The sequence below is a fragment of the Aquimarina algiphila genome (assembly GCF_947494415.1).
Lineage (GTDB): Bacteria > Bacteroidota > Bacteroidia > Flavobacteriales > Flavobacteriaceae > Aquimarina > Aquimarina algiphila.
The window spans coordinates 406429-427354 of sequence record NZ_CANLVC010000006.1 but is presented as its reverse complement, the minus strand read 5'-3'; the positions used below and the strand labels follow the sequence as shown (position 1 = coordinate 427354).

Annotated in this window: 22 protein-coding genes; all 22 read left to right on the top strand. The window is 29.4% G+C overall.

Features of this window, described 5'->3' with window-relative positions:
• Positions 1-69 precede the first annotated feature (69 nt).
• Positions 70-915, top strand: coding sequence for a hypothetical protein (locus PQF96_RS11240; protein WP_271766172.1), 846 nt, complete (start codon positions 70-72; stop codon positions 913-915).
• An 83-nt stretch (positions 916-998) separates the two neighbouring features.
• Positions 999-1436: a DUF1801 domain-containing protein gene (locus PQF96_RS11235; RefSeq protein ID WP_271766170.1), complete on the top strand. Its 438-nt coding sequence runs from the start codon at positions 999-1001 to the stop codon at positions 1434-1436.
• Positions 1437-1582: 146 nt separating this feature from the next.
• Complete coding sequence (locus tag PQF96_RS11230) at positions 1583-2383, top strand: hypothetical protein (RefSeq protein WP_271766168.1); 801 nt, start codon at positions 1583-1585, stop codon at positions 2381-2383.
• A gap of 575 nt (positions 2384-2958) precedes the next feature.
• Complete coding sequence (locus tag PQF96_RS11225; protein WP_160114047.1) at positions 2959-3447, top strand: LytR/AlgR family response regulator transcription factor; 489 nt, start codon at positions 2959-2961, stop codon at positions 3445-3447.
• 115 nt (positions 3448-3562) lie between these two features.
• Positions 3563-4213, top strand: a complete 651-nt coding sequence (locus tag PQF96_RS11220) for a CPBP family intramembrane glutamic endopeptidase (protein ID WP_271766167.1) — start codon at positions 3563-3565, stop codon at positions 4211-4213.
• Between the two features lie 265 nt (positions 4214-4478).
• Positions 4479-4859, top strand: a complete 381-nt coding sequence (locus PQF96_RS11215) for a nuclear transport factor 2 family protein (RefSeq protein WP_109434665.1) — start codon at positions 4479-4481, stop codon at positions 4857-4859.
• Positions 4860-5124: 265 nt separating this feature from the next.
• Positions 5125-5520, top strand: a complete 396-nt coding sequence (locus tag PQF96_RS11210; RefSeq protein WP_271766166.1) for a nuclear transport factor 2 family protein — start codon at positions 5125-5127, stop codon at positions 5518-5520.
• A 105-nt stretch (positions 5521-5625) separates the two neighbouring features.
• Positions 5626-6219: a Crp/Fnr family transcriptional regulator gene (locus PQF96_RS11205; RefSeq protein WP_109434663.1), complete on the top strand. Its 594-nt coding sequence runs from the start codon at positions 5626-5628 to the stop codon at positions 6217-6219.
• Between the two features lie 53 nt (positions 6220-6272).
• A complete protein-coding gene (locus tag PQF96_RS11200; RefSeq protein WP_271766165.1) occupies positions 6273-6917 on the top strand; it encodes a hypothetical protein in 645 nt (214 codons plus the stop codon).
• A gap of 22 nt (positions 6918-6939) precedes the next feature.
• The gene (locus PQF96_RS11195) at positions 6940-7395 is read left to right on the top strand and encodes a DoxX family protein (RefSeq protein WP_271766163.1); all 456 of its coding nucleotides are present in this window, start codon (positions 6940-6942) and stop codon (positions 7393-7395) included.
• 2 nt (positions 7396-7397) lie between these two features.
• On the top strand, positions 7398-7943 hold the full coding sequence (locus tag PQF96_RS11190; protein WP_109434660.1) for an NADPH-dependent FMN reductase: 546 nt from the start codon (positions 7398-7400) through the stop codon (positions 7941-7943).
• Positions 7944-8398: 455 nt separating this feature from the next.
• Positions 8399-9766, top strand: a complete 1368-nt coding sequence (locus PQF96_RS11185) for a DKNYY domain-containing protein (RefSeq protein ID WP_271766162.1) — start codon at positions 8399-8401, stop codon at positions 9764-9766.
• Between the two features lie 348 nt (positions 9767-10114).
• Positions 10115-10561: a hypothetical protein gene (locus tag PQF96_RS11180; protein ID WP_271766160.1), complete on the top strand. Its 447-nt coding sequence runs from the start codon at positions 10115-10117 to the stop codon at positions 10559-10561.
• Between the two features lie 235 nt (positions 10562-10796).
• Positions 10797-11618 carry a DUF5694 domain-containing protein gene (locus tag PQF96_RS11175; RefSeq protein ID WP_271766158.1) on the top strand — a complete coding sequence of 274 codons (822 nt, stop codon included), beginning with the start codon at positions 10797-10799 and terminating at the stop codon, positions 11616-11618.
• Between the two features lie 168 nt (positions 11619-11786).
• Positions 11787-12698, top strand: coding sequence for a DUF6892 domain-containing protein (locus PQF96_RS11170; protein ID WP_271766156.1), 912 nt, complete (start codon positions 11787-11789; stop codon positions 12696-12698).
• Between the two features lie 96 nt (positions 12699-12794).
• Entirely contained in the window at positions 12795-13460 is a 666-nt protein-coding gene (locus PQF96_RS11165) for a hypothetical protein (RefSeq protein ID WP_271766155.1), read from the top strand.
• Positions 13461-13848: 388 nt separating this feature from the next.
• Positions 13849-14226 (top strand): DUF2200 domain-containing protein, encoded by a 378-nt coding sequence (locus PQF96_RS11160; protein ID WP_271766154.1) that lies wholly within the window; start codon positions 13849-13851, stop codon positions 14224-14226.
• Positions 14227-14244: 18 nt separating this feature from the next.
• Positions 14245-14421, top strand: a complete 177-nt coding sequence (locus PQF96_RS11155; protein ID WP_271766153.1) for a hypothetical protein — start codon at positions 14245-14247, stop codon at positions 14419-14421.
• A gap of 254 nt (positions 14422-14675) precedes the next feature.
• The gene (locus PQF96_RS11150; protein ID WP_271766152.1) at positions 14676-17870 is read left to right on the top strand and encodes an AsmA family protein; all 3195 of its coding nucleotides are present in this window, start codon (positions 14676-14678) and stop codon (positions 17868-17870) included.
• A 650-nt stretch (positions 17871-18520) separates the two neighbouring features.
• Positions 18521-19252 (top strand): SDR family NAD(P)-dependent oxidoreductase, encoded by a 732-nt coding sequence (locus tag PQF96_RS11145; protein ID WP_271766150.1) that lies wholly within the window; start codon positions 18521-18523, stop codon positions 19250-19252.
• 93 nt (positions 19253-19345) lie between these two features.
• Complete coding sequence (locus PQF96_RS11140; protein ID WP_271766148.1) at positions 19346-19870, top strand: DinB family protein; 525 nt, start codon at positions 19346-19348, stop codon at positions 19868-19870.
• Between the two features lie 168 nt (positions 19871-20038).
• A complete protein-coding gene (locus PQF96_RS11135) occupies positions 20039-20857 on the top strand; it encodes a LytTR family DNA-binding domain-containing protein (RefSeq protein ID WP_271766146.1) in 819 nt (272 codons plus the stop codon).
• Positions 20858-20926: the final 69 nt, after the last annotated feature.

Genomic DNA, 20926 nt, shown 5'->3' with positions numbered 1-20926 from the left:
TAAGCATCTATCAAAAGTTAGTATCCTTTTTAAATGCTACCTTTCATCCACTTATCATTACCATCAATTATGAAAAACATCCTCCTAATATTAATAATTCTTTTTTCAAATCAAGCCTTTAGTCAAAAAAAGTTAGACGACGATATTGATAAAGGAATAGATTTATATCAAGACGGAAAAGAAAATAAAGCTTTAAAAATCTGGAAAAAGATTGAGAAAAAAGCAGATAATCCTTCATCGACTTATGGAACGACTTTAGGAAATATACTATACTATTATATAAAAAAGGATGATGAAAAAAATATAATGACTTACTATCAAAAAATAATTGATTCTGATTTAAACGATAAAGACACAAATAACGAAATCGGGAAACCTTATAAGAATTATCGTTATCACGCAACTATGCAATTAGCAAGCTATTATGGAAAAAAAGGAGAATTTGAAAAAGGTTTAAAATATGTTGAAAAAGCTGATAATAAAATTGTATTTGAGACAACTTCATTAACCTCTTTTATTTTTCAAAAAGTAGATTTAGCATTTTGGAAATATCGATTTTTAAATGATTTAGGACAAAAAGACAAGGCTGTTTCAAAGTTAATTGAGCGAGCATTTGAATATGATTACAAATCAATGTATCAAGATTGGGCAACAGTTTCGCCAAGTAATGATGAAACCGAATTAGCAGAAACGATATGTTCTAAATTTGATGATTTGAAAAACCTGAAATCTCAAATTGACAATGGAATTGAAAACCTGACTTTTGACAAACAAAAGAGACTAATAAAATTAAAAGTCAACGAAATCGATTACGAAATAAACTTATATTCTGAATTGAATGACAAGGAAAAATGTAAGTCATATCTTAAAGACTCATTCTTTTATAAATATTTGAGTGAAAAAATGAAAAACTAAATTGGTGGTCACAATTTGTATAATGCATATGCACACTGTAAGATGCAAACACACCATATATAATTAACAAATACAATCATCGAATGGCAAAGAACAAAACAACTGTTACTGAAATTGATGTATTCGATTTTATCAATTCTTATGTTGAAAACGAGCAAAAGAAATCGGATAGTCTTGAACTCATAAAACTAATGAGCAAATGGTCTAGTTTTAAACCAAAGATGTGGGGACCAACTATTATTGGCTTTGGCAGTTATCACTATAAATATGCCAGTGGTCACGAGGGAGATGCACCAATGCTAGGATTCTCGCCAAGAAAAGCACAGTTTTCATTCTACATATATTCTAAAACAGACAAGAGTGATAAGTTATTGAAAGATTTTGGCAAATTTAAAATGGGGAAAGCTTGTATATATGTTAAAAAACTTGCTGACATTGATATTTCAATCTTAGAACAAATCTGTAAGGAAACAATCGCATATCTGAATAAGAATCATGAATGTGGAGCTTGCAGAAATTAATAACGACTCGACAACAATGGTAATAATTAATTGCTTCAGGTTGGTAAGTGCCAATCGGAGTATTATCCTAATATTACTCACTCTATACCTTTTTGCTATCTTTGGTACCTTAAGCAACTACTCATAGCCGAGACGTTGCCCACAATTTGAAAAAACTGCTACAAATAACGATTTTAATACTGATTTTAAACTCTTGCGGGAATTTAGAAGAAGATAAATTGATTACGGAATTTAAAGTAAAAGAAAATTATCGAATTTGGACAACCAAAAAATCTCTGAACAAAAAAGATTCTATTTATTCAGAGCATAAATCATTCAAAAGTTACGATTCTAAAAACCGTTTGATTAATATAAGCAATGCTGTATTTTACTTCTATGATGACAATAACCGAATTGAAAAAACTAAATCAATTTATAAAAGAGAAGGAAAAGGAATAGCAAAAATTAACACGCAAAATTATGTGTACAATGAAAATGGATTACTGAAATATATCACGGAAAAGCGTAAAAAAATTGATACTATCAAATCATTCAAATATGATTTGGAAAAAAATCTGATTGAGACAAAAACTAACTTCAGAACTATGACACAAGAATTTGAAAATGGAGTTATGAAGAAGAAAATTGTCAAGGAAGGAAATACAGAACCTAAAATCTCCGAATTTCATTACGATTCCTTAAATCGACCAATAATTGAAAAATGGGTTTTTAGTGGAAACCACCGAATGAAAACAAAATTTGAGTTTAACGTAAAAGGTAAGCTGAAAAGAGAAATTGACAGTTCCTTTAATCAAGGAACAAACCCAAACGAATTTGTTGAATTTATGACTGAATATAAATATGATAAAAATGACTCAATTGTTGAAATAACAAAATTAGGAAGAGTATTGAGCGAAACTGATTTTAAAGTTCGTGGAAAAACGATATTTGAAAGAAAAAAAGAATAAAAACTGTGGGCAACATGGTGTATAAAATAGAACTAATAATTACTAACCAAAAGGTTTGTATTTATTTGCAAAGACCGTCAAATTTTTAATCTGGCTTTTAGAATAGAAAAATTAAAAACAAAATATAAAAATTCGGCTCTGTGTTAATCCGAAAATTTAGTGTCTTTTTACACGCTACGTTTCATACACAAGTCCGTTATAAACTTAAAAAACCTAGACGATAGATTATTTTTTTAATGAAAACAATACTTAATTCTTTTAAAAAACATATTAGCTTTTCAAATTTTTGGGTTAGAAATGGCTTTATACTTCTAATAATTTCTATTTTATCAAACCACCTTTTTACGCCAGAAAATTTCCCGTTTAATAAAAATTACAAATTTCCTCTATTTCCAATTGTTGCATCAATAATTACAGGAATTATAATAATTCTCATCGCTCGCTTTAATTTCAAATATTTTAAAAACAAATACTTCATTAAAAATATTAACACGCAAATACTATTACGTTTTCTGTTTTCAACTTTAGGTTATATTACTATACTATATATCTTTTTATATTATAGTTTGAATGGTTTGATAAATGGAATTGAATCGTACAGTATTTATAATTTACTAAAGGGACTTTCAGTTTCCCTACTCATATGTACTCTAGGAATTTCGCTTTTATTTTCAATTGATATTTATAAGCTTCACAAACTTCTCTCCATAAAAGGGATACTTAAAGTCGAACAAGGGGGTAAAATAACCTTAGTTAAGTATCCTGAAATTGCCTATATATGTAGTGAAAACAAAATAGTATCTATTATAAAAACTGATGGGACTACAGTTCTTACAGATTTCACACTAAATGAAGTTGAAAGTAAAATTAGTGAACAAAGTTTTTATAGAGCAAATAGACAAATTATTCTTCATATCCATTCTATTGAACAAGTACAATCAATAGAAAACGGAAAATTATCTGTATTACTCAAACCTACAATTTCTAACAAAAAAGCTTTTCAAATAAATATTAGTAGATATAAAAAACAAGAATTTATGAACTGGTTTAAGGGTAAGCTATAAAATCCAATGATTATTCAGCTATTATTTTGATACCATTCAGTAAAAACGAGCTGTATATCACCGCTTATCTTGCTTTATCGTTATTACTTCGCTTAAAACAAAAAACGATAAAAAAATGAATAAAAACTTTCTAACTACAAAATTGACACCAATAATCGCTATAGTTCTTTGTTATATTTTATATCTATCAGGATATTTTCAAATAATTATAGCGGCTTTAATATTATTAATCGCAAGCGCAATAGAATACAAAAAAGAACTTTTTAGCTCTTTAGGTTTTCAGCGTAAAGGAATAAATATAAAAAATCTATTAATCGTAGCGCCACTATTGGGCATAGCTATCTTCCTGTTTTATGGCTATGTGATGATGCCAAGTGTTACCTATCTTACAGGGCAACCGATAGATTTTTCAGAATTCGAAATTTATAAAGGAAACTTGCCTGCTACTCTAAGTTTACTTACTCTTATTTGGGTTTCAGCTGCGTTTGGTGAAGAAATTGTATTTAGAGGGTACCTAATGAGACAATTTACTAAGTTTTTTGGATCAAGTAAAATTAGTCTTGCTATTAACATTCTACTATTTGGATTTATTTTTGGATGGATACACGCATATCAAGGAATAAGTGGACAGATTTTATCAGGTATTACAGGTATGCTTTTGGCTGTAATTTTTCATATACGAAAAAGCGATTTATGGTTTAATATTGCTGTTCACGGATTTATTGACACTGTTTTTTTAGTATATCTATACTATGGCTGGCTTTAATAATTAAAATAAAAGCTATGCTTAAAAATTTTCAGAAAGAAAATTTAGAATTATTAAAATCTCGTGTATTGAGTTTTAATAAAAACAATATTATTGACAGTAATTACCTATTGTCAACTTCGAGAAAAATTGAAAGAGTTTAGATTACATTAGGATAAAAAAACTAACAACAATAGAATATTTTGAAAGTTTCCAGACTTAGTTGACATAAGGCTGTCATATTCCTCCTCTACTTTTGCTTCATTAATTAAAAAATATTAAAGAAATGAATCAAAATGAAATTACAAAAGTGTCTAAAATGTATCCTAAAGCTTTTAAGGAACTGGATACAAATTTAATAGACAAATACTTTGCAAAAGATGCAACCAAAACTGGTTTTATTTACGATTATGAATCCAAAAAATGGCTTGATTTATCTACAGTTGGAATTGACGAAATCAAAAAGTGGGTTTTGACATATAATAAAGAAAAAATTATGCCTAAATCTGAAATTAATTTAGAAATTTTGGATGTTCAGGAGAAAATAGCAGTAGTAAAAATTGATATGTATTGGGCAGAAAATAAAAAAGGATGTGATTATGTATTTCTTGTAAAAGAAGATAGCTCTTGGTATATAGATAAAATCCTTTATCAAAGTGTGCTATAAGTACTATCTAGAGAAAGTATTCAATAATAAAAAAACAGAGCTCAACAACATATATAAAAAATAGCTCATTAAGTGTAAGACATCAAAGTTTTGCACTTTTTTATTACTTTAGTCTTAACAATGAAAATCTAGCTCATGAATACGCTGCTTTTCTTACGCAAACCCGTTGTACGTAAGCGCAAAGCACTTAATCGAAAAAATAATTTATAAAATAACAACTTGTTGAATACAAACTGTAATTAAAATTTTAGTAATTACATGAACAATGAATACTATACAAGCTCAAACAATGAACACAACAGAGAAAAAGGTAATTGAGTTTTTTGGAACTTTTGGAACTGATAAAGATTGGAAATCTTTGCTAGCGAATGAATTGAATTTTACCAGTCCAATAGACAAAGTAAGTGGTAAAGACAAGTTTATCGAACTAGATATTCAATTTAGGCAATTGGTCCAGAAAGCATCAGTCAAATGGATGATTACCAAAGGAGAATATGCTTCTGCATTAGTAAGTTATGATATGGCATTGCCAACAGGAGATAGCTTAAATATTACCTTTTCAGAAATAATCAAATTAGATGATAATAAAATAACATCAATTGAAGTATTTTTTGATACTGCCAAATTTTATGAGTTTTTGTCAAAAATGAAAAAAGAATAAGGTAAAATGCCAACACCTAATAATAGCTATAAAAAAGATTAACTAGCTCAAACTAAATCATAGGAATAAGAGCTTACATAAAATAACATTCAAACTAAGCTTGAATTGAACTACAAAGAATCACATACTCTAATACTTAATAATATAGCAAGGTTTATTGATTTAACAGAGCTAGAAAAACAAAAATACCTCTCCTTACTTACAGAAATAAAAGTTAAAAAGAAGGTGTTTTTAATGCAGGCAGGTGATACTACTAAATATGAATATTTTATAATAAAAGGATGTTTAAAGGTCTATACTTTAGATGAAGATGGTGCGCCACACATATCTATGTTTGCTGTAGAGGATTATTGGACTGGAGACCTTGCTAGTTTTATGACCAAAGAACCGACACCTTATTTTATTAAAGCTACTGAGGATTCAGAACTATTAGGTATCTCTAGGGCTAATTATGATTTACTATTTCAAGAAATACCTAAATTTGAAAGGTTTTATCGTATACTTTATCAAAGATCGCTTGTAAGTTATATAAGGCGTTCTAATTATGGCATATCCTTAACTGCAGAGGAAAGATATATCGAGTTCAAAAAGAAATATCCAAAAATTGTAAATAGAATTACGCAAAAAGATTTAGCTGCCTATATTGGTATTACGCCAGAATTTATGAGCAAAATTATTTCTAAAATCAATAGAATGTAAAAGTCTTAAACTAGTTCATTTTTTTTCATGTGCTCCTGTCGGAATTTTGAAGCATGAAAAAAATAATAATCATTACATCATTTTTCACAATTGGATTTACAAACTATTTGCTAGGACAATTTACGCAAGTAGAACTGCTTTCTGGTTTTGATAAAACAGATTTCACATTACTCTCAAGTTATCCTATTAACAAGGACAGAACTCTCATTATTAACACACTAGCTTTCTTTCAAAAATTTAAAGATGAAGAAAACCAAGGTTTTGATGAGATTGGTATACAACCAACACTGTTATGGAATATTCATAAGAATATAGCAATTGGTCCCTCCTTTTATTACAACAGTTTTGCTGGTTATTCAGAACGTTTGTCAGCAAAGCTCACAGTTAAAAATTCAAGAGTATTATTTATAATAATTCATACAGTTGCTCATTCTGAGCAAACGAACGTTAGCTATGCAGAAGCATTTGCACAGATCCAGTTCAATAAATCTTTAAGTGATAAAGTATCTCTTTGGTTAAATGGTCAGTTTTTAACGATTTGGGACGAATTCAAAACGCATTCTAGAAGTTTTCAACAATTACGTTCTGGTCTATCATTTAATGGACATCAGTTCGGTATTGGTTTGGACTTTGACCAGTATGGGTCTAAACCTATAGAAAAATCATCTTTCGGCATGTATTACCGAAAAACTTTATAAACAATTTTAAATCTTAAACATTATGAAAAAATTAGTAAAAAAACTTTTAACCACTCATCCAAATATTGGATTTAGCATTGCACGATTAACACTTGGTTTGATAATATTTCCGCATAGTGCGCAAAAATTATTCGGGCTTTTTGGAGGTTATGGTTATTCAGCAACTATGGAAACATTAACTATGCAAATGGGTTTACCAAGTGTTGTGGCATTCTCTGTAATAATGATTGAGTTTTTTGGCTCTATTTTCCTAGTCATAGGAATCCTCAGTAGGTTTTGGGCATTATTACTTGCAGGAATGTTCGTAGGTATCATTTTTATTACACAGTTAGAACATGGTTTCTTTATGAATTGGTTCGGAAATCAAGCAGGAGAAGGTTATGAGTATTCTCTTCTAATTATCGGTCTTGCCTTAACCATAGTAATAAATGGTAGTGGAAAATGGTCAATCGATACTCTAATCTCTAAAAAACAATAATCATGAAAAAAATAATCACAATATCAGGAAGTAATAGTCAAAAATCTATCAACGGAAGTTTAATATCCTATACAACTAGTTTATTAAAAAATGTAGAAATTATTTCAATCGACTTAAACGATTATGTTTTGCCTATATATGGAGTTGATTTTGAAACCGAAAATGGTATACCTACTGCTATTAAAAAGCTAGACAAGTTATTTAACGAGGGAGACGGTTTTATCGTATCTCTTGCAGAACATAATGGGTCTTATACTGCGGTATTTAAAAATACTATAGACTGGTTGTCTCGTGTTAATATGAAAATATGGAGAGAAAAACCAATGCTTTTAATGGCAACTTCACCTGGTAGTAGAGGTGGTACAACAGTCCTGCAATCTGCTAAGGCCTATTTCCCCTTTTTAGGAGGTACTATAATTGCAGATTTTTCATTGCCCAATTTCTATGATAATTTTTCAGAAGATGAAATTTCTGATAATGGATTAAAAGAAGAATTGAGTAGAAAAATATTTCTTTTTGAACAGCAATTGAATACTAAATACGTTTAAATAACTATTACTAACAATCTAAAAACAATAGCGGCTTTGGTGCTTAATCAAAACCGCTTTTTTTATATTTACATTCCAATCTAAATCGAAAAAGAAATAGTTTTAATACCCGCTACTATTCTTATACTGGACTGTTAGACATAATCTGAATTTGAAGAGTTTAAAAGAAGTATTAAATTAATATAGTCTGTTCCCTAACACCCGTGTATAATTAATTGCTTGACAGTAGATATAATGAGTGTCTCGAAAATCCTGACAGGTTTCCTTACTGCTACTGCTGTTCTTTTTTTATATCTTAGTCGCTTACGCAGCTAAATATGCACAAACCGTTGTGCGTAAGCTTGACTCGTCCTTAATAAATGATACTTAATTTTAAACATTATATGCAAAAATAGTAAAGTAATCAGACGGCATTCAGAACCTTTTAAACTCAAAATTTTAGACGAAATTACAACATGAAAACTAAAAAAGTTGTTATTACTATTACCATATTTTTTTGCTTTATATGTATAATATCAATAGCAGGATTTTTAAATGATAACGTTCCAGATTCTTACTCCATTAACGAAAATGGCGAAAAATTATTTGGTAGATTTATGTATTTTGAAGGCACTATCTATGTATCTATTCCCAGTAGTGGTTATCATCCAATTCCCGAAGCAGATAAAAAAAGCTTTCATTCGATAAGTAACAATTATTACGATACCCATATCGGTATTGATAAAGACAACGTATTTTGTGGTAACCAAATTATTCCAAAAATGAACCCTAAAACAGTACAAGCATTAGGGAACAATTACTATACTGATGGAAAAACAACTTGCTATTGTAATATAAGCACAGAAATAAATAATAAACTCACTGAGGTTGGAATTCGAGAGCAAATAAATTACGTTTTCTTCAAAGGGGAAAAACCACAAACTTACGTATACCCTTTGATAATGCTCCCCAATAGTGAAACATCATATTATTCTCTTTCGAGTCATTCGTTAGCTACGAATGGAAAACAAGTATTTTATAAAGGTCAAGTAATGTCAAAAGCTAATCCAGAGAATACAACTGCTTTATCATTAAACAAAAATAATAACAATAGACAGAGTTTTATATACTTTAGAGATGGTAAACATGTTTATTATAAACAAAATCTACTACCTATAATTGATAATAAAGAGATTTATAGTATCCAACTAGATGCGCAAAATGTAAAAAGTTATATTTATAATCCTATAGATGGTATGGTATATATAGATACTATCTCCTTTAGTAAAAAACATAAACCATATCGTATAATCAGTAAATTTGGTTCTCATGTTTATCACTCACTATGGTTAAGTAAAAATGGTGTTTATTTTTACAATACCGAAGAAAGAGAAGTACAAAGAGTAGCAAATAATCCTTTTGCAAATAATGATTTTAAGGAAATAGCTCCACTTGTATTTTCAAATGGAAAAAAGACTTTATTTGTTGATGCTTATGAAAAAAGAAATAATAATAAAAACAATAAAAGTCTTGATAGTAGATATACAGCTATAAATCGTTTAGATAATTTAGATCCCAAACAATCGTGGGAAAAATTAGGAGATATTAATACTTTTGGCTCTGTTTGGAAGCATGGAAAACATTGGTACTATTTTGATAATTTAGGTGAAAGTCGACTTATTTTTAACACTATTTATAAAATTACAGATCAAGAAACCGCTGAGAGTCTTATAAACACCGATATTTTCGGAAATAAAGTTATACTAAAACTTATTAAAGAGAAAAAACTTACTAAACCCAAATATACAGAAATACTGCAAGCTAAAACAAAATATAACTTTTAGTATAAAATTCTTTAACAGAAAGACTAACTAGAAAAACAACTGCTGACATCGTCTATAAAAATGGTTAGCAAACATTATATATAAAATCAGAGCAAAATTTAGTGCTCGATCAAAAGGTTATTTCCTTTTTGCAATGGCACTAGATTTTTATAAGTTTAATTTATAATAAGATCACTGTCTTAAATTGTCTTAACTTGTCTAAAGCACAGTGTTTATAAGGTTTCCCAAAGACCACTTACCAAAATTATTGTCTAATATAGTTGTTTAAAACACAACAAAACATTAATTTTAAGGGACAAATTAAGGGACAAGTTCCCCGCCACTTTATTTAATTTAAAACAGATAATTATGAGTTCTGATTACACCAACAGAAATAATGCGTATTTGAATTTTTGGAAAAAACATTTAGACAATGTACGACTTATAGGCTCAAAGGAAAAACCGTTAGTTCTGTGGAGAAACAAATATATCTTACCTATAAAAATTTATAATTTTAAAGTAAGTTTTGTTCACTCCTTAGACGAACGAGAGGCGATTTTTGCATTAAGTTTAAGTAAAATGAATAGAGATGTTGAAAAAATCTTATCATGGCTTGAAAACGCAAATACAAGAGAGGTCTACGGTTTATATAGTGAGCATAGAAAATTGTTTTATCAAGGGTACATTGTTCAAATAGGAGATCAAAACAAAAACAAAACTCCTTACTGGATAGAAGAAAACTATAATACGTTTACTTTGGATGTAGCAACAGATATTCAAAACCTATTTAAAGACGAAAATTTAATTCTGAAATAAGAAAAACCCCCGTAACGCTTTGTTTACGGGGGTTAAAAATATGTTATTTTTTAGGGACAATAACAGGGACAACAAAAATCTTATATAATTAATTTACAGACACTTAACCCCTTTATTATTATTTGTTTAATAAAAAATAAAAATGTGCAGATAAATCGATTGATTCAGGAGTATTTACCTTGCTCTGATTCATATATTCGACGTTGGTAGTAATTAGAACTAAAATACAAATAGTATGAAATCATTTTTAACTTTTATAATTTGCTTTTTGCTTCTTACGGGATGCAATAGAACAAAGGAAAAAGAAGAGAAACAAAAAGTCAATGATAAGCCAAAAATCACAATTTTAGGGGTGTTTCATTTTGCGGGAACATCAGATTTCTCTTCTGTTCAATTTGAAAGCCTTGAATCTGAAAAAAGACAAATCGAGATTAAAGATATTGTTAAAAAACTTAAAGAATTTAGACCGACTAAAATCATGCTCGAATATCCTTCTGTTGATTCAAAGTATTTAGATAGCTTGTATAATGAAACTCTAAATGATAATCGTGATTTCACTATTAATGAAATAGAGCAGTTGGGATTTAGGTTAGCAAAAGAGTTAAATCATAATCGAGTTTATTCTATAGACTATAAGCTAGATTTACCATTTGATGAACTTATAGAATTTGCCGAAAATAATGATAAAAGAAGATATGAAAATATGATTGCTTCGATCAAAGCACAAGACAAAAAAGAATCTGATTTTTTAGCTAAAAATTCTATGCTGGATTATCTTATCTACCGGAACTCAGATAAAGAAGATATTAGAAATAAAGATCAATACTTAAATCAAACAGCAAAATTCGTAAATGACTCAAACTACATTGGAGCAAAATTCGTATCCAAATGGTGGGAACGTAATATTTATATGATGACTAATATTGACCGATGGATTAACCCAGATGATAGAGTTTTAGTTATAGTAGGAGCTGCTCACAGAGCTGTAATAAAAGACTTCTATGAGGACAGAACTGACATAGAATATGTAGAAATTACGAATTATTTAGAAAAATAAAACTATCGACAACAATAGCAATAAGTAATTGCTTGTTCTCGCCTATTTTGAAAAATGCTCGTAGATTTTTAGCTTAGCCTATACTTGCAAAGTTATGTACTCAACTACAAAACTATTCATAGCCATAACGTCATAACCAATTTAAAACAGACTGCACTGCCAAAGAAAATGATAAAAATATTCAATCTAAAAAATAAGTCATCTGATATCATTATTCGCATCGAAAATGATCAACTTTCTATCGACGAAAATGTTCTTGAATTCCCAATGGATTGGAAAGAACTTAAAAAATGTTTTGGAGAACCAACAGAAATCAAGAGAAATGGAATTTATTGGAAAGATATAGGGATAAGTACAAATCCGCATGGTAATGGTCAAACAAATCACTTATCTCTGCATACCGACTATAATCCAATGGAAGTAAGTTCAAAATCTGAACAAAAACCATTTTTTAAAGGTAAAATAGTTGTTGATGGCATTGAAATCAATAAAAGTCATTTTGAAAATATCACAATGCGAAAATATGAGGTAAAGCACTTTACATATACTGGAAAAAAAAGTCCTTGCCTAATTGATATTTTTTACAATCAAATTTTTGACAAGGGTTTTGTTAAGCCTAAACCGACAAAAGATAAGTATACCATTGAGAAGTTAGAGGAAGAACAAATTGAATTTGGTGATTTTGGTTTTAAATTATCGGTGATTCAAGAATTGATGTATAATAAAGAACTTTTGAAACCTAAATTTGATTTGGATGAATTTGTAGAATTATACGACCAAAGAGAAATCAATATAGAAGAAGAAGGATACGAACCAATACCTGAAGTAACTGAATATTTTAAGAATTTGCCTGTACCTAAAAAATTGGCAACTGAAATAACAGAAATTTATCAAGATGGAGGAAATGATATTTATATGCAACTTTTAAGATTCGGAGAAGGTTGGGAAGATTATTGGGATATAGAAAACACTGAAGATGCAACACAGTTTCCTAATTTGAAAAAAGCAATATTATGTTATGCAAAAGATAATGTAATTGAGGAGTTGAATAATATGGGAATTAAGGCTGAATGGATATAATTAATATGTGGGTTGGTACTTAATCAAAAGCTCACTACTTTTAATTCATGTACTAATCATAACCAGGACGTTGTCGCAAATTAAAAACAGATTGAAGTGAAGAAAATTTTAATCATTGTATTTTTATTATTTTATGGAAAATCTTTTGCTCAATATAAATTTGATTTTTCTAATTTAAGTATTTCGGAGTCAAAAGTCGACTCTATAAATTACTATTATAATAAAGTCCTGAAAAGTAAGAGAGAAGAAAAGAAAAAATTTGAAAAACAATTTTTTCAATCATTACCTAACAATCATACTGAAATGAGTCATGCTATGTATATAGATTCTTCTAAAAAGTTAATTGAGTATGAGGAAAATAAACATAAAAAGAATTATATCCCAAAATCATATATCATAAATCCTTGGGTAAAACATTTAAGTTCTATGGATTACAATGACAAAAAGGAATATTACAGAAAATATTTTAACATCTGTATTGGAGGGAAATATGGAGCCGATTATATGCAAGACGGTTTTGAGATATACAAAAGATTTCTTGTAGATACCGAACAGGCTTCTATTGAGATGAACAAATTAAATGATGAGCAAATAGAAAGTATTTTTTGGTTTATTTTTGACGAAACACACCCCGAACATAATGAAAAGAAAATTTCTTTATACAATCAAATGATGGGAAAAATTAAAAAGTATAATTCTCGAATAGCATATTTACTTGAAAAAAGTTATAATCGAGTTCTATATGCTAAAAAAGGGCATTAATATCGATAAAAAAACGTACTACAACCATATATATAAGATCATAGCAGCTAAATAACTAAGTGGATGATCTGGTTATTTTAGAGTGGCGTAGTACTTTCAATAAAGAAAATTAGTAACCAATGAACAAAAAATTGAAAAATCACACTCCCGAATTTCTCAATTTTTGCGGAATGAATCTTTGAGCAGAATTAAAAGCTAAACGAAATCGTTAGCTGAATAAACTCTGCCCACTCGAGGAATATCAACACTTCATAAAATTAATTGTTAGCACTAACTAAAATCCCCATGGATTCTCTATTCGGTTTGTATTTGTTAAATTAGTTGCTAAAACATAGCATAAAATTATACACAAACACGGTAACATCAATTAGTTAAAAATCCAATAAAAATGAAAGTTACAGCCGAAAAAAATGAAAAGGTTGCCAATATGATATTTGCATCCATTTATCCATTATACCTGAATAGATTAGAGAAAAATGGTAGAACAAAAGAAGAACTCAACCAAGTAATAAAATGGTTTACTGGTTTTGATCAAGATGCTTTACAAGCACTTATAGATGAAAAAGCAACTTTTAGAACATTTTTTCAAAAAGCTGAAATAAATCCAAACGCGCACTTAATTAAAGGAGTCGTTTGTGGTTATAGAATTGAAGAAATAGAGGATGAATTTGAATTGTATAAACAATGTAGACGTATGGAAAAGCTGATTGATGAATTGGCAAGAGGTCGTAAAATGGAGAAAATTATGCGAAAAGAAAAGAAGTAATATCAAAAGAATAAAAGAATGGAATATATTATTGGTTTTTTGATGATTGGTATTCTTGGTGGATTGTTAATCTATAAAATAACAAAAAGAAAAAAATATGTAATCATATTTTCAATAATTATTCTACTAATGTTCCTTCTTCCTTGGATTCTATTGTTTTTAGCGTTTTCAACTGGAGCAGAATTTCCAGACTAAAACTTTTTATTGGCATCTAATTATAAATTAAGTTTGAAAACTAAAAACACAGATATTTATTTTTCTAAATTAAATGTATAGGTGTTGTTAGGAAGAATGGCTTTTAAATATTCTAAATTATTAAAAGCTTTAAAATATATAATCAATAAATACGGTTGGCCCAAAAACTAAATCGTATTCTAAAATAAGATTTTTTCATACTAATTCGTTACTTTTAAGGTCAAACACCTTTTCTAACCCTAAAGATATCTACTTTGAAAATTAAAAAATTCTGGAAACGAATTTTACTAGTACTGATTTTAGTTCCTATTTTATCAGTAGGAGGCCTAATGCTATATATTCAGAGTAACCAATCTGAAATTATAAAAGAGGAGATTGCAAAACTAAACAAAGAACACAAAGGACTTATTAGTGTTGGCAAAAGTGAATTATCTCTTTTTAGCAACTTTCCATACATCTCTATAAAAGTATATGATGTAAAAATTTTAGAAACTAAAAAAGATAATGCATCAGTCATAATGGATGTAAAAGACATATATATAGGTTTTAATCTATGGGATATGGTGAAAGGAAATTATGATATTCAGTCTTTAGTAATAGAAGAAGGCGTTTTTAATATTGTGATTCATGAAAATAATACGACGAATATTCAAAATTCCTTAGCAAGTACTTCTGAAACAGAAACACCTTCTACCAATATTCATCTAAAAAAAATCAGATTTAAAAGTCTTGATATCCATACCTTAGATGAAGCTACAAATACAGATGTCGAAAAATTCATGTATGCTGGCACAGGTGGTTTTAGCCAAAAAGATAGTATCATTGCTGGGCATATAGATACTCATTTTGAGTTAAATGTAATCAAAGATGGAGACACTACCTTTATACATAATAAACATTTTGAAGTAAGTACTGATGTAGTATTTAATGAATATACAGGAATTCTTGACATACAACCTTCGAGTATTGTCATGGAAAATGGAGATTTTGAGTTAGAAGGTTCCATAGATACAAAGAATGATGTAGATCTTGACCTTTCTATAAAAGGAACAAAGCCCAATTTTGATATGCTGATTGCTTTTGCTCCAACAGATGTCATACCGGTATTAGAGAAATATAGAAATGCTGGCGAAATCTATTTTAATGCCAATATCCAGGGACCCGCTAACAAAGGAAACAGACCTTTTATCAAAGCCAATTTTGGAGCTGGTAAAGCCTTTTTAGAAAATACTAAAAAAGCAAAAAAAATAGATAATATGGGCTTCAACGGTCATTTCACTAACGGAGAAAATAGAGATGCAAGTACCATGGAATTTTCTCTAACTGATATGACTGCTTCTTTAGAAAAAGGAGAATTTGAAGGCTCTATTTTTGTAAAGAATTTTGAATCCCCAGAAGTGAACATGCAAATAAACTCGAATTTCAATCTCGATTTTATTGCAGACTTTTTTGAACTAGAGCAAGTACAAGATGCGTCAGGACAAGTTTCGCTGAAAATGAATTTTCACGATATTATTGATATTGACAACCCCGAAAAGGCATTGCAAAAACTCAATCAAGCGTACTTTACAGAATTGATTGTAAAAGACTTGAGTTTAGTCGCCAAAGAACTTCCTGCTCCCCTGCACGATTTGAATGTGCATTTAGTAATGGATGGCAAGAAAGCCACACTGAACCAGTTTGAACTATTGATAGGAAATTCGGACCTATCCGTAAGTGGTTTTTTTTCAGACTTACCTTCAATTATACATCATACTAACATTCCTGTAGAAGCTCATTTAGATATTTCCTCCAAGTACTTAGATATTGCCCAATTAACAGGTTTTTCAAAACAAGATACTACCCAAACCGGTTTTGATGAACAAATAAAAAACCTAAGCTTGGGGTTTTCTTTTAAAGCTTCTGCAAAAGATTTTACAGAATCAGAGTTTTTACCCAAAGGTGAATTTTTTATCGATAGTTTATATGCTGACTTGGAACATTATCCGCATAAACTACATGATTTTCATGCCGATATGTTAATAAATGACAAAGACTTAGAAATAATAGATTTTACAGGGTATATAGATGATAGTGATTTTCATTTTGACGGGTTAATACATGATTATGCTTTTTGGATGCAACCCCAACTTAACGGAGATGTAGATTTAGATATCAATCTCACCTCTAAAAAGTTAAGACTGGAAGATGTCTTTTCCTATAAGGGAGAAAATTATGTTCCAAAAGAATATCGACATGAAGCGTTTGATGATTTGGCATTACACTTTGCCTCTAGTATGCATTATAAAGATTCTGCATTACATTCTATAAATCTGGCTTTAGATAAGTTAGATACAAAAATGAAATTGCATCCACTTCGCTTTGACCATTTTAGAGGAAACATACATTATGAAGAGGAACATTTGGTGATAAAAGATTTTCATGGAGAAATAGGAACCACCAATTTTAATTTCGATTTAAATTATTATTTGGGAGAAGATCAGAAAATAAAGAAAAGAGATAATTATTTCGAATTAAAGGCAAATTATATCGACTTTGATGCGCTTTTCAATTTCGATTTAAGTCCCAAAAAATCAACAGAAGTTGTTACTTCAAAGACTGCAGATGTAAAAGAACATGCAGATGCCTTCAATTTATACGAGTTGCCATTTACGGATATGCAATTTAAAGTAGATATCGCTCACTTTATTTACCATAGAATAGATCTTCAAAACATCAAAGCAGATTTAAGAACAACACTCAACCATTACATTTATATAGATACCTTAAATATGGATGCTGCAGGAGGAAATATTCGATTAAGTGGATATTTTAATGGTAGCGATCCAAAACATATCTATATGCAGCCGGATTTAGTTATGAATAATGTTGATTTGGATAAATTGCTGTTCAAATTCGAAAATTTTGGGCAAGACCATCTTGTTTCCGAAAATTTACAAGGGAAACTCACCTCCAGAATTAAAGGTAAGATTAGAGTATACCCGGATATGGTTCCAGACCTGGATCAATCTACTATAGAAATGGACGTAAAAGTATTAAATGGAAGATTAAAAAATTACGATCCAATGCTGGCCCTTTCAGATTATATGGGAGCTAAAAACCTACAAAACATTCGGTTTGATACCTTACAAAACAGCTTGGATATCAAGAAAGGAAAAATTAATATTCCCTCTATGACGATCGAATCTACTTTGGGCCATATGGAATTGTCTGGTACACATGATAATAATCAAAATATCGATTATTATTTACGTATTCCTTTGAAAACTGTCAGAAAAGCTGCCTGGCAAAAAATATTTGGAAACAAAAAGGATGCTGCTATTAATGAAGAGCAAGAAGACGAGATTGTAGAAATAGATCCTAACAAAAAAATAAAGTATCTCAATCTAAAGATCAAAGGGAATATAGATGATTATAAGGTTTCATTAGGTAAGAAAAAAGAAAAGTAACATCAGATTTTGAAAATTTCACTGGACGATGAACTCTTGATATTGTTGAAATCTAAACCGACTCTATATCAATATGGGAATCTATACGGAATGATTATAAAAAAAAGGATTTTAGGATACTTTTAGAAGTATAGAACATAATTTTTAGAATTACAATACTATTAATTGTCTGTTTATTTTTTTCTTATAAAGAAAAAGATCAACAACCCGCAGAAACAAAAAAAAATGTAATATCTGAGAACGCAAAACAAAAAATATCCGCACAGAATACTACATATTATTATGTTGTAGAAAATGGCACTATTTTATATAATGACATAAATATTGACTACAGCTCTAAAAAAATAGATACCCTAGACTTTTTAGAACCCGTCGAGATTCTTAAAAGACTTAAAACATACAGTTAGTTATGGTGGCTTCTATAATCGCAAAGATTTAAAGGGATACATTTGTAAAATCAAAACCTTAAGCGGAAAAGTGGGGTTCATTTTTAATGAACGTTTAAAAACTTATGATGAATTATCTAAACGTTTAAATATGAATGGATTTGACAAAAAAAGTATTATTGAAGACGGAAAAACATATATTCAGCAAGTTTTGGATTTTAGACGAGTAGCATCAGTCTTAATTTTGCATAAAAACATAAAAATATGCAAACCTTAAAAAACAAAGTAGTTCTCATTACAGGAGCAAACAGAGGAATAGGAAAATCACTTGTTAAAGCATCATTGCAAAAAGGAGCTAGTAAAATCTATGCTACTTGCCGAGATTTGGGCAAAATGCCAAACTTTGAAGACAATAGAGTAATTACACTTGAACTTGATATAACTAATGAACACCAAATAACTAAAGTAGTTAAGCAAGCATCAGATACGCAAGTCCTTATTAACAATGCCGGTGTTTTAAATCCAGGGACTATTTTGGATGGAGAAATAAGTACTATCAAAAAAGATATGGATGTCAATTATTATGGTACTCTAAATATGATGAGAGCGTTTGCTTCTACTCTAGATCAAAATTCACCTTCAACATTAGTTAATCTTACATCAATTGTAGCGTATTCACCATTGCCCTCTATTGCAGGGTATTCAGCTTCAAAAGCTGCTCTACTTTCAGCCACCTATTCTGTACGAATCGAATTAGCTAAAAGAGGAATAACGGTTCATGCAGTAAACCCAGGAGCAATCGATACTGATATGAATAAAGGAAGTGATTGGGACATGCCCTCGCCAGATAGTGTTGCCAAAACAATCCTTGATAAAGTAGAAAATGAAGAACTGGATATTATCCCAGAAGATATAGGACTTGAAATGTTTAACGCATGGAAAGAAAACCCAAAAAATTTGGCAAAAATGTTTCATAAAATCTATCATGAAGAATAAAATGTACAAACACACAACAATTTGTATATTGCATAAGCACTCTTTGTGATACAAACATAACAGGAAAGAGAGGCTATAAGAAACAATACAAAATTGGAAAAAATTTCAAGAACTATGGAATATAAACCAGAAGACGGATTTCCTTATTATTACAGTTTGGTTAAAGATGATGGTTTATATTCCCTTTTTTCTTCACCTTCTACTCTTACATTTTTAAAATCAATCGATGAAGAAAAGGGTAATTATAGTTATTCATCAGGCAAATGGACTATAAAACAAGTTGTTGGGCATATAACTGATCATGAAAGAATTAAAATGTTTAGGGCATTTCAACTTAGTCGAAAAGAAACAGTTGAATTATGGGGCTATGACCAAAACTTACTCGTTAGCAATGCTAGATTTGAAGAGTTAAGAATGAAACAATTAATTACAGACATTTCAAGTGTTAGAAAAGCATCAGTAAGTTTCATCAACACATTATCTGAGAAACAATTGAAAATTAAAGGAATGGCGCAAGAACATCAAGTTACACTTGAAGAATTTCTTAAATCGATTATTGGCCATGAAAGGCATCATATAAATATTATTAAAGAAAAATACTTTAAGGAATTAGAATAAAACTAACCATAACAGAGCGTATAAATTAATTTCTATAGAATTTACCTATTGAAAATTTACTTGCATTAATTATCTTTAACAACTAAAGAAAGCATTCACACAACCAATGTGACAAGAGATAGTTATAGTTAATTTACTCATCCAGAATAAAGTTTCATATAATTTGAAATGATCAAATTTTTACACACGCCTTTCCCTAGACCTAAAAAAACTTATAGAAATATATTCAATGTTTTTTTGTTAGGCTTTATCGCTAGTGTATTCATTATTTTTTTTAAACCATTTCGTATAGAGCATAATGGCTTATGGTATTTTAAATTAATTCTCATAGGTATGGGTGTTGTTTTTTCTCTTTCTATATACATAATGGAGTTCCTTGTACCTCTTCTTTTTAAAAAGCTATTTCAAAAATGGACATTGGTTAAAGCTATTTTATGGTATACATGGATGATACTTTTTGTAAGTGGAGTGATGTTTATAGTTAAGAGTTTTTTAGCAGGTTTTAATGATTTTACATTAGTAGAATATTTAAACGTTATTGGAAGAATTTCTGGAATAGGCCTATTTATTACTTTTTTTACTTTAGGGATTGTTAGTTACTTCAATAGACAAAAAATTTCTTTAATTTCCTCAAAAGAAACGTACCAAATTACTGCTCCCAAAGTCAAACCTATAAAATTAAATCTTGATGAAGTAATGTATATTATGAGTGATGATAACTATGTAGATATCCATATTATTTCAAATGATAAAAGAGACAAAATAATTTTTCGCTCTAGTCTTAAAAACATTGAAAGTCAAATCGTCAATCCACTATCACCAATATATCGCTGTCATCGTCAATATTTAATCAATATTAATTTCTTCAAAATAAAAAATAGTAAAAGCAGAAATACATCAATTGAACTTAAAAAATTTCAAGATGAGATTCCTGTATCTAATAAATATTACAGTACTATTTTAAGTCTTTTACAAATTCACCCCTAAAACCTGCTCATTATCCACAATCACCATAAAACAAAAGGTTTTGAGTTTTGAGTTTTATTCATTTGCGAA

What these genes read in the sequence shown, in the direction of transcription:
- PQF96_RS11240 (WP_271766172.1), top strand. Translation starts at nt 70, where the DNA reads ATGAAAAACATCCTCCTAATATTAATAATTCTTTTTTCAAATCAAGCC.
- PQF96_RS11235 (WP_271766170.1), top strand. Translation starts at nt 999, where the DNA reads ATGGCAAAGAACAAAACAACTGTTACTGAAATTGATGTATTCGATTTT.
- PQF96_RS11220 (WP_271766167.1), top strand. Translation starts at nt 3,563, where the DNA reads ATGAATAAAAACTTTCTAACTACAAAATTGACACCAATAATCGCTATA.
- PQF96_RS11215 (WP_109434665.1), top strand. Translation starts at nt 4,479, where the DNA reads ATGAATCAAAATGAAATTACAAAAGTGTCTAAAATGTATCCTAAAGCT.
- PQF96_RS11210 (WP_271766166.1), top strand. Translation starts at nt 5,125, where the DNA reads ATGAATACTATACAAGCTCAAACAATGAACACAACAGAGAAAAAGGTA.
- PQF96_RS11200 (WP_271766165.1), top strand. Translation starts at nt 6,273, where the DNA reads ATGAAAAAAATAATAATCATTACATCATTTTTCACAATTGGATTTACA.
- PQF96_RS11195 (WP_271766163.1), top strand. Translation starts at nt 6,940, where the DNA reads ATGAAAAAATTAGTAAAAAAACTTTTAACCACTCATCCAAATATTGGA.
- PQF96_RS11190 (WP_109434660.1), top strand. Translation starts at nt 7,398, where the DNA reads ATGAAAAAAATAATCACAATATCAGGAAGTAATAGTCAAAAATCTATC.
- PQF96_RS11185 (WP_271766162.1), top strand. Translation starts at nt 8,399, where the DNA reads ATGAAAACTAAAAAAGTTGTTATTACTATTACCATATTTTTTTGCTTT.
- PQF96_RS11180 (WP_271766160.1), top strand. Translation starts at nt 10,115, where the DNA reads ATGAGTTCTGATTACACCAACAGAAATAATGCGTATTTGAATTTTTGG.
- PQF96_RS11175 (WP_271766158.1), top strand. Translation starts at nt 10,797, where the DNA reads ATGAAATCATTTTTAACTTTTATAATTTGCTTTTTGCTTCTTACGGGA.
- PQF96_RS11170 (WP_271766156.1), top strand. Translation starts at nt 11,787, where the DNA reads ATGATAAAAATATTCAATCTAAAAAATAAGTCATCTGATATCATTATT.
- PQF96_RS11160 (WP_271766154.1), top strand. Translation starts at nt 13,849, where the DNA reads ATGAAAGTTACAGCCGAAAAAAATGAAAAGGTTGCCAATATGATATTT.
- PQF96_RS11155 (WP_271766153.1), top strand. Translation starts at nt 14,245, where the DNA reads ATGGAATATATTATTGGTTTTTTGATGATTGGTATTCTTGGTGGATTG.
- PQF96_RS11145 (WP_271766150.1), top strand. Translation starts at nt 18,521, where the DNA reads ATGCAAACCTTAAAAAACAAAGTAGTTCTCATTACAGGAGCAAACAGA.
- PQF96_RS11135 (WP_271766146.1), top strand. Translation starts at nt 20,039, where the DNA reads ATGATCAAATTTTTACACACGCCTTTCCCTAGACCTAAAAAAACTTAT.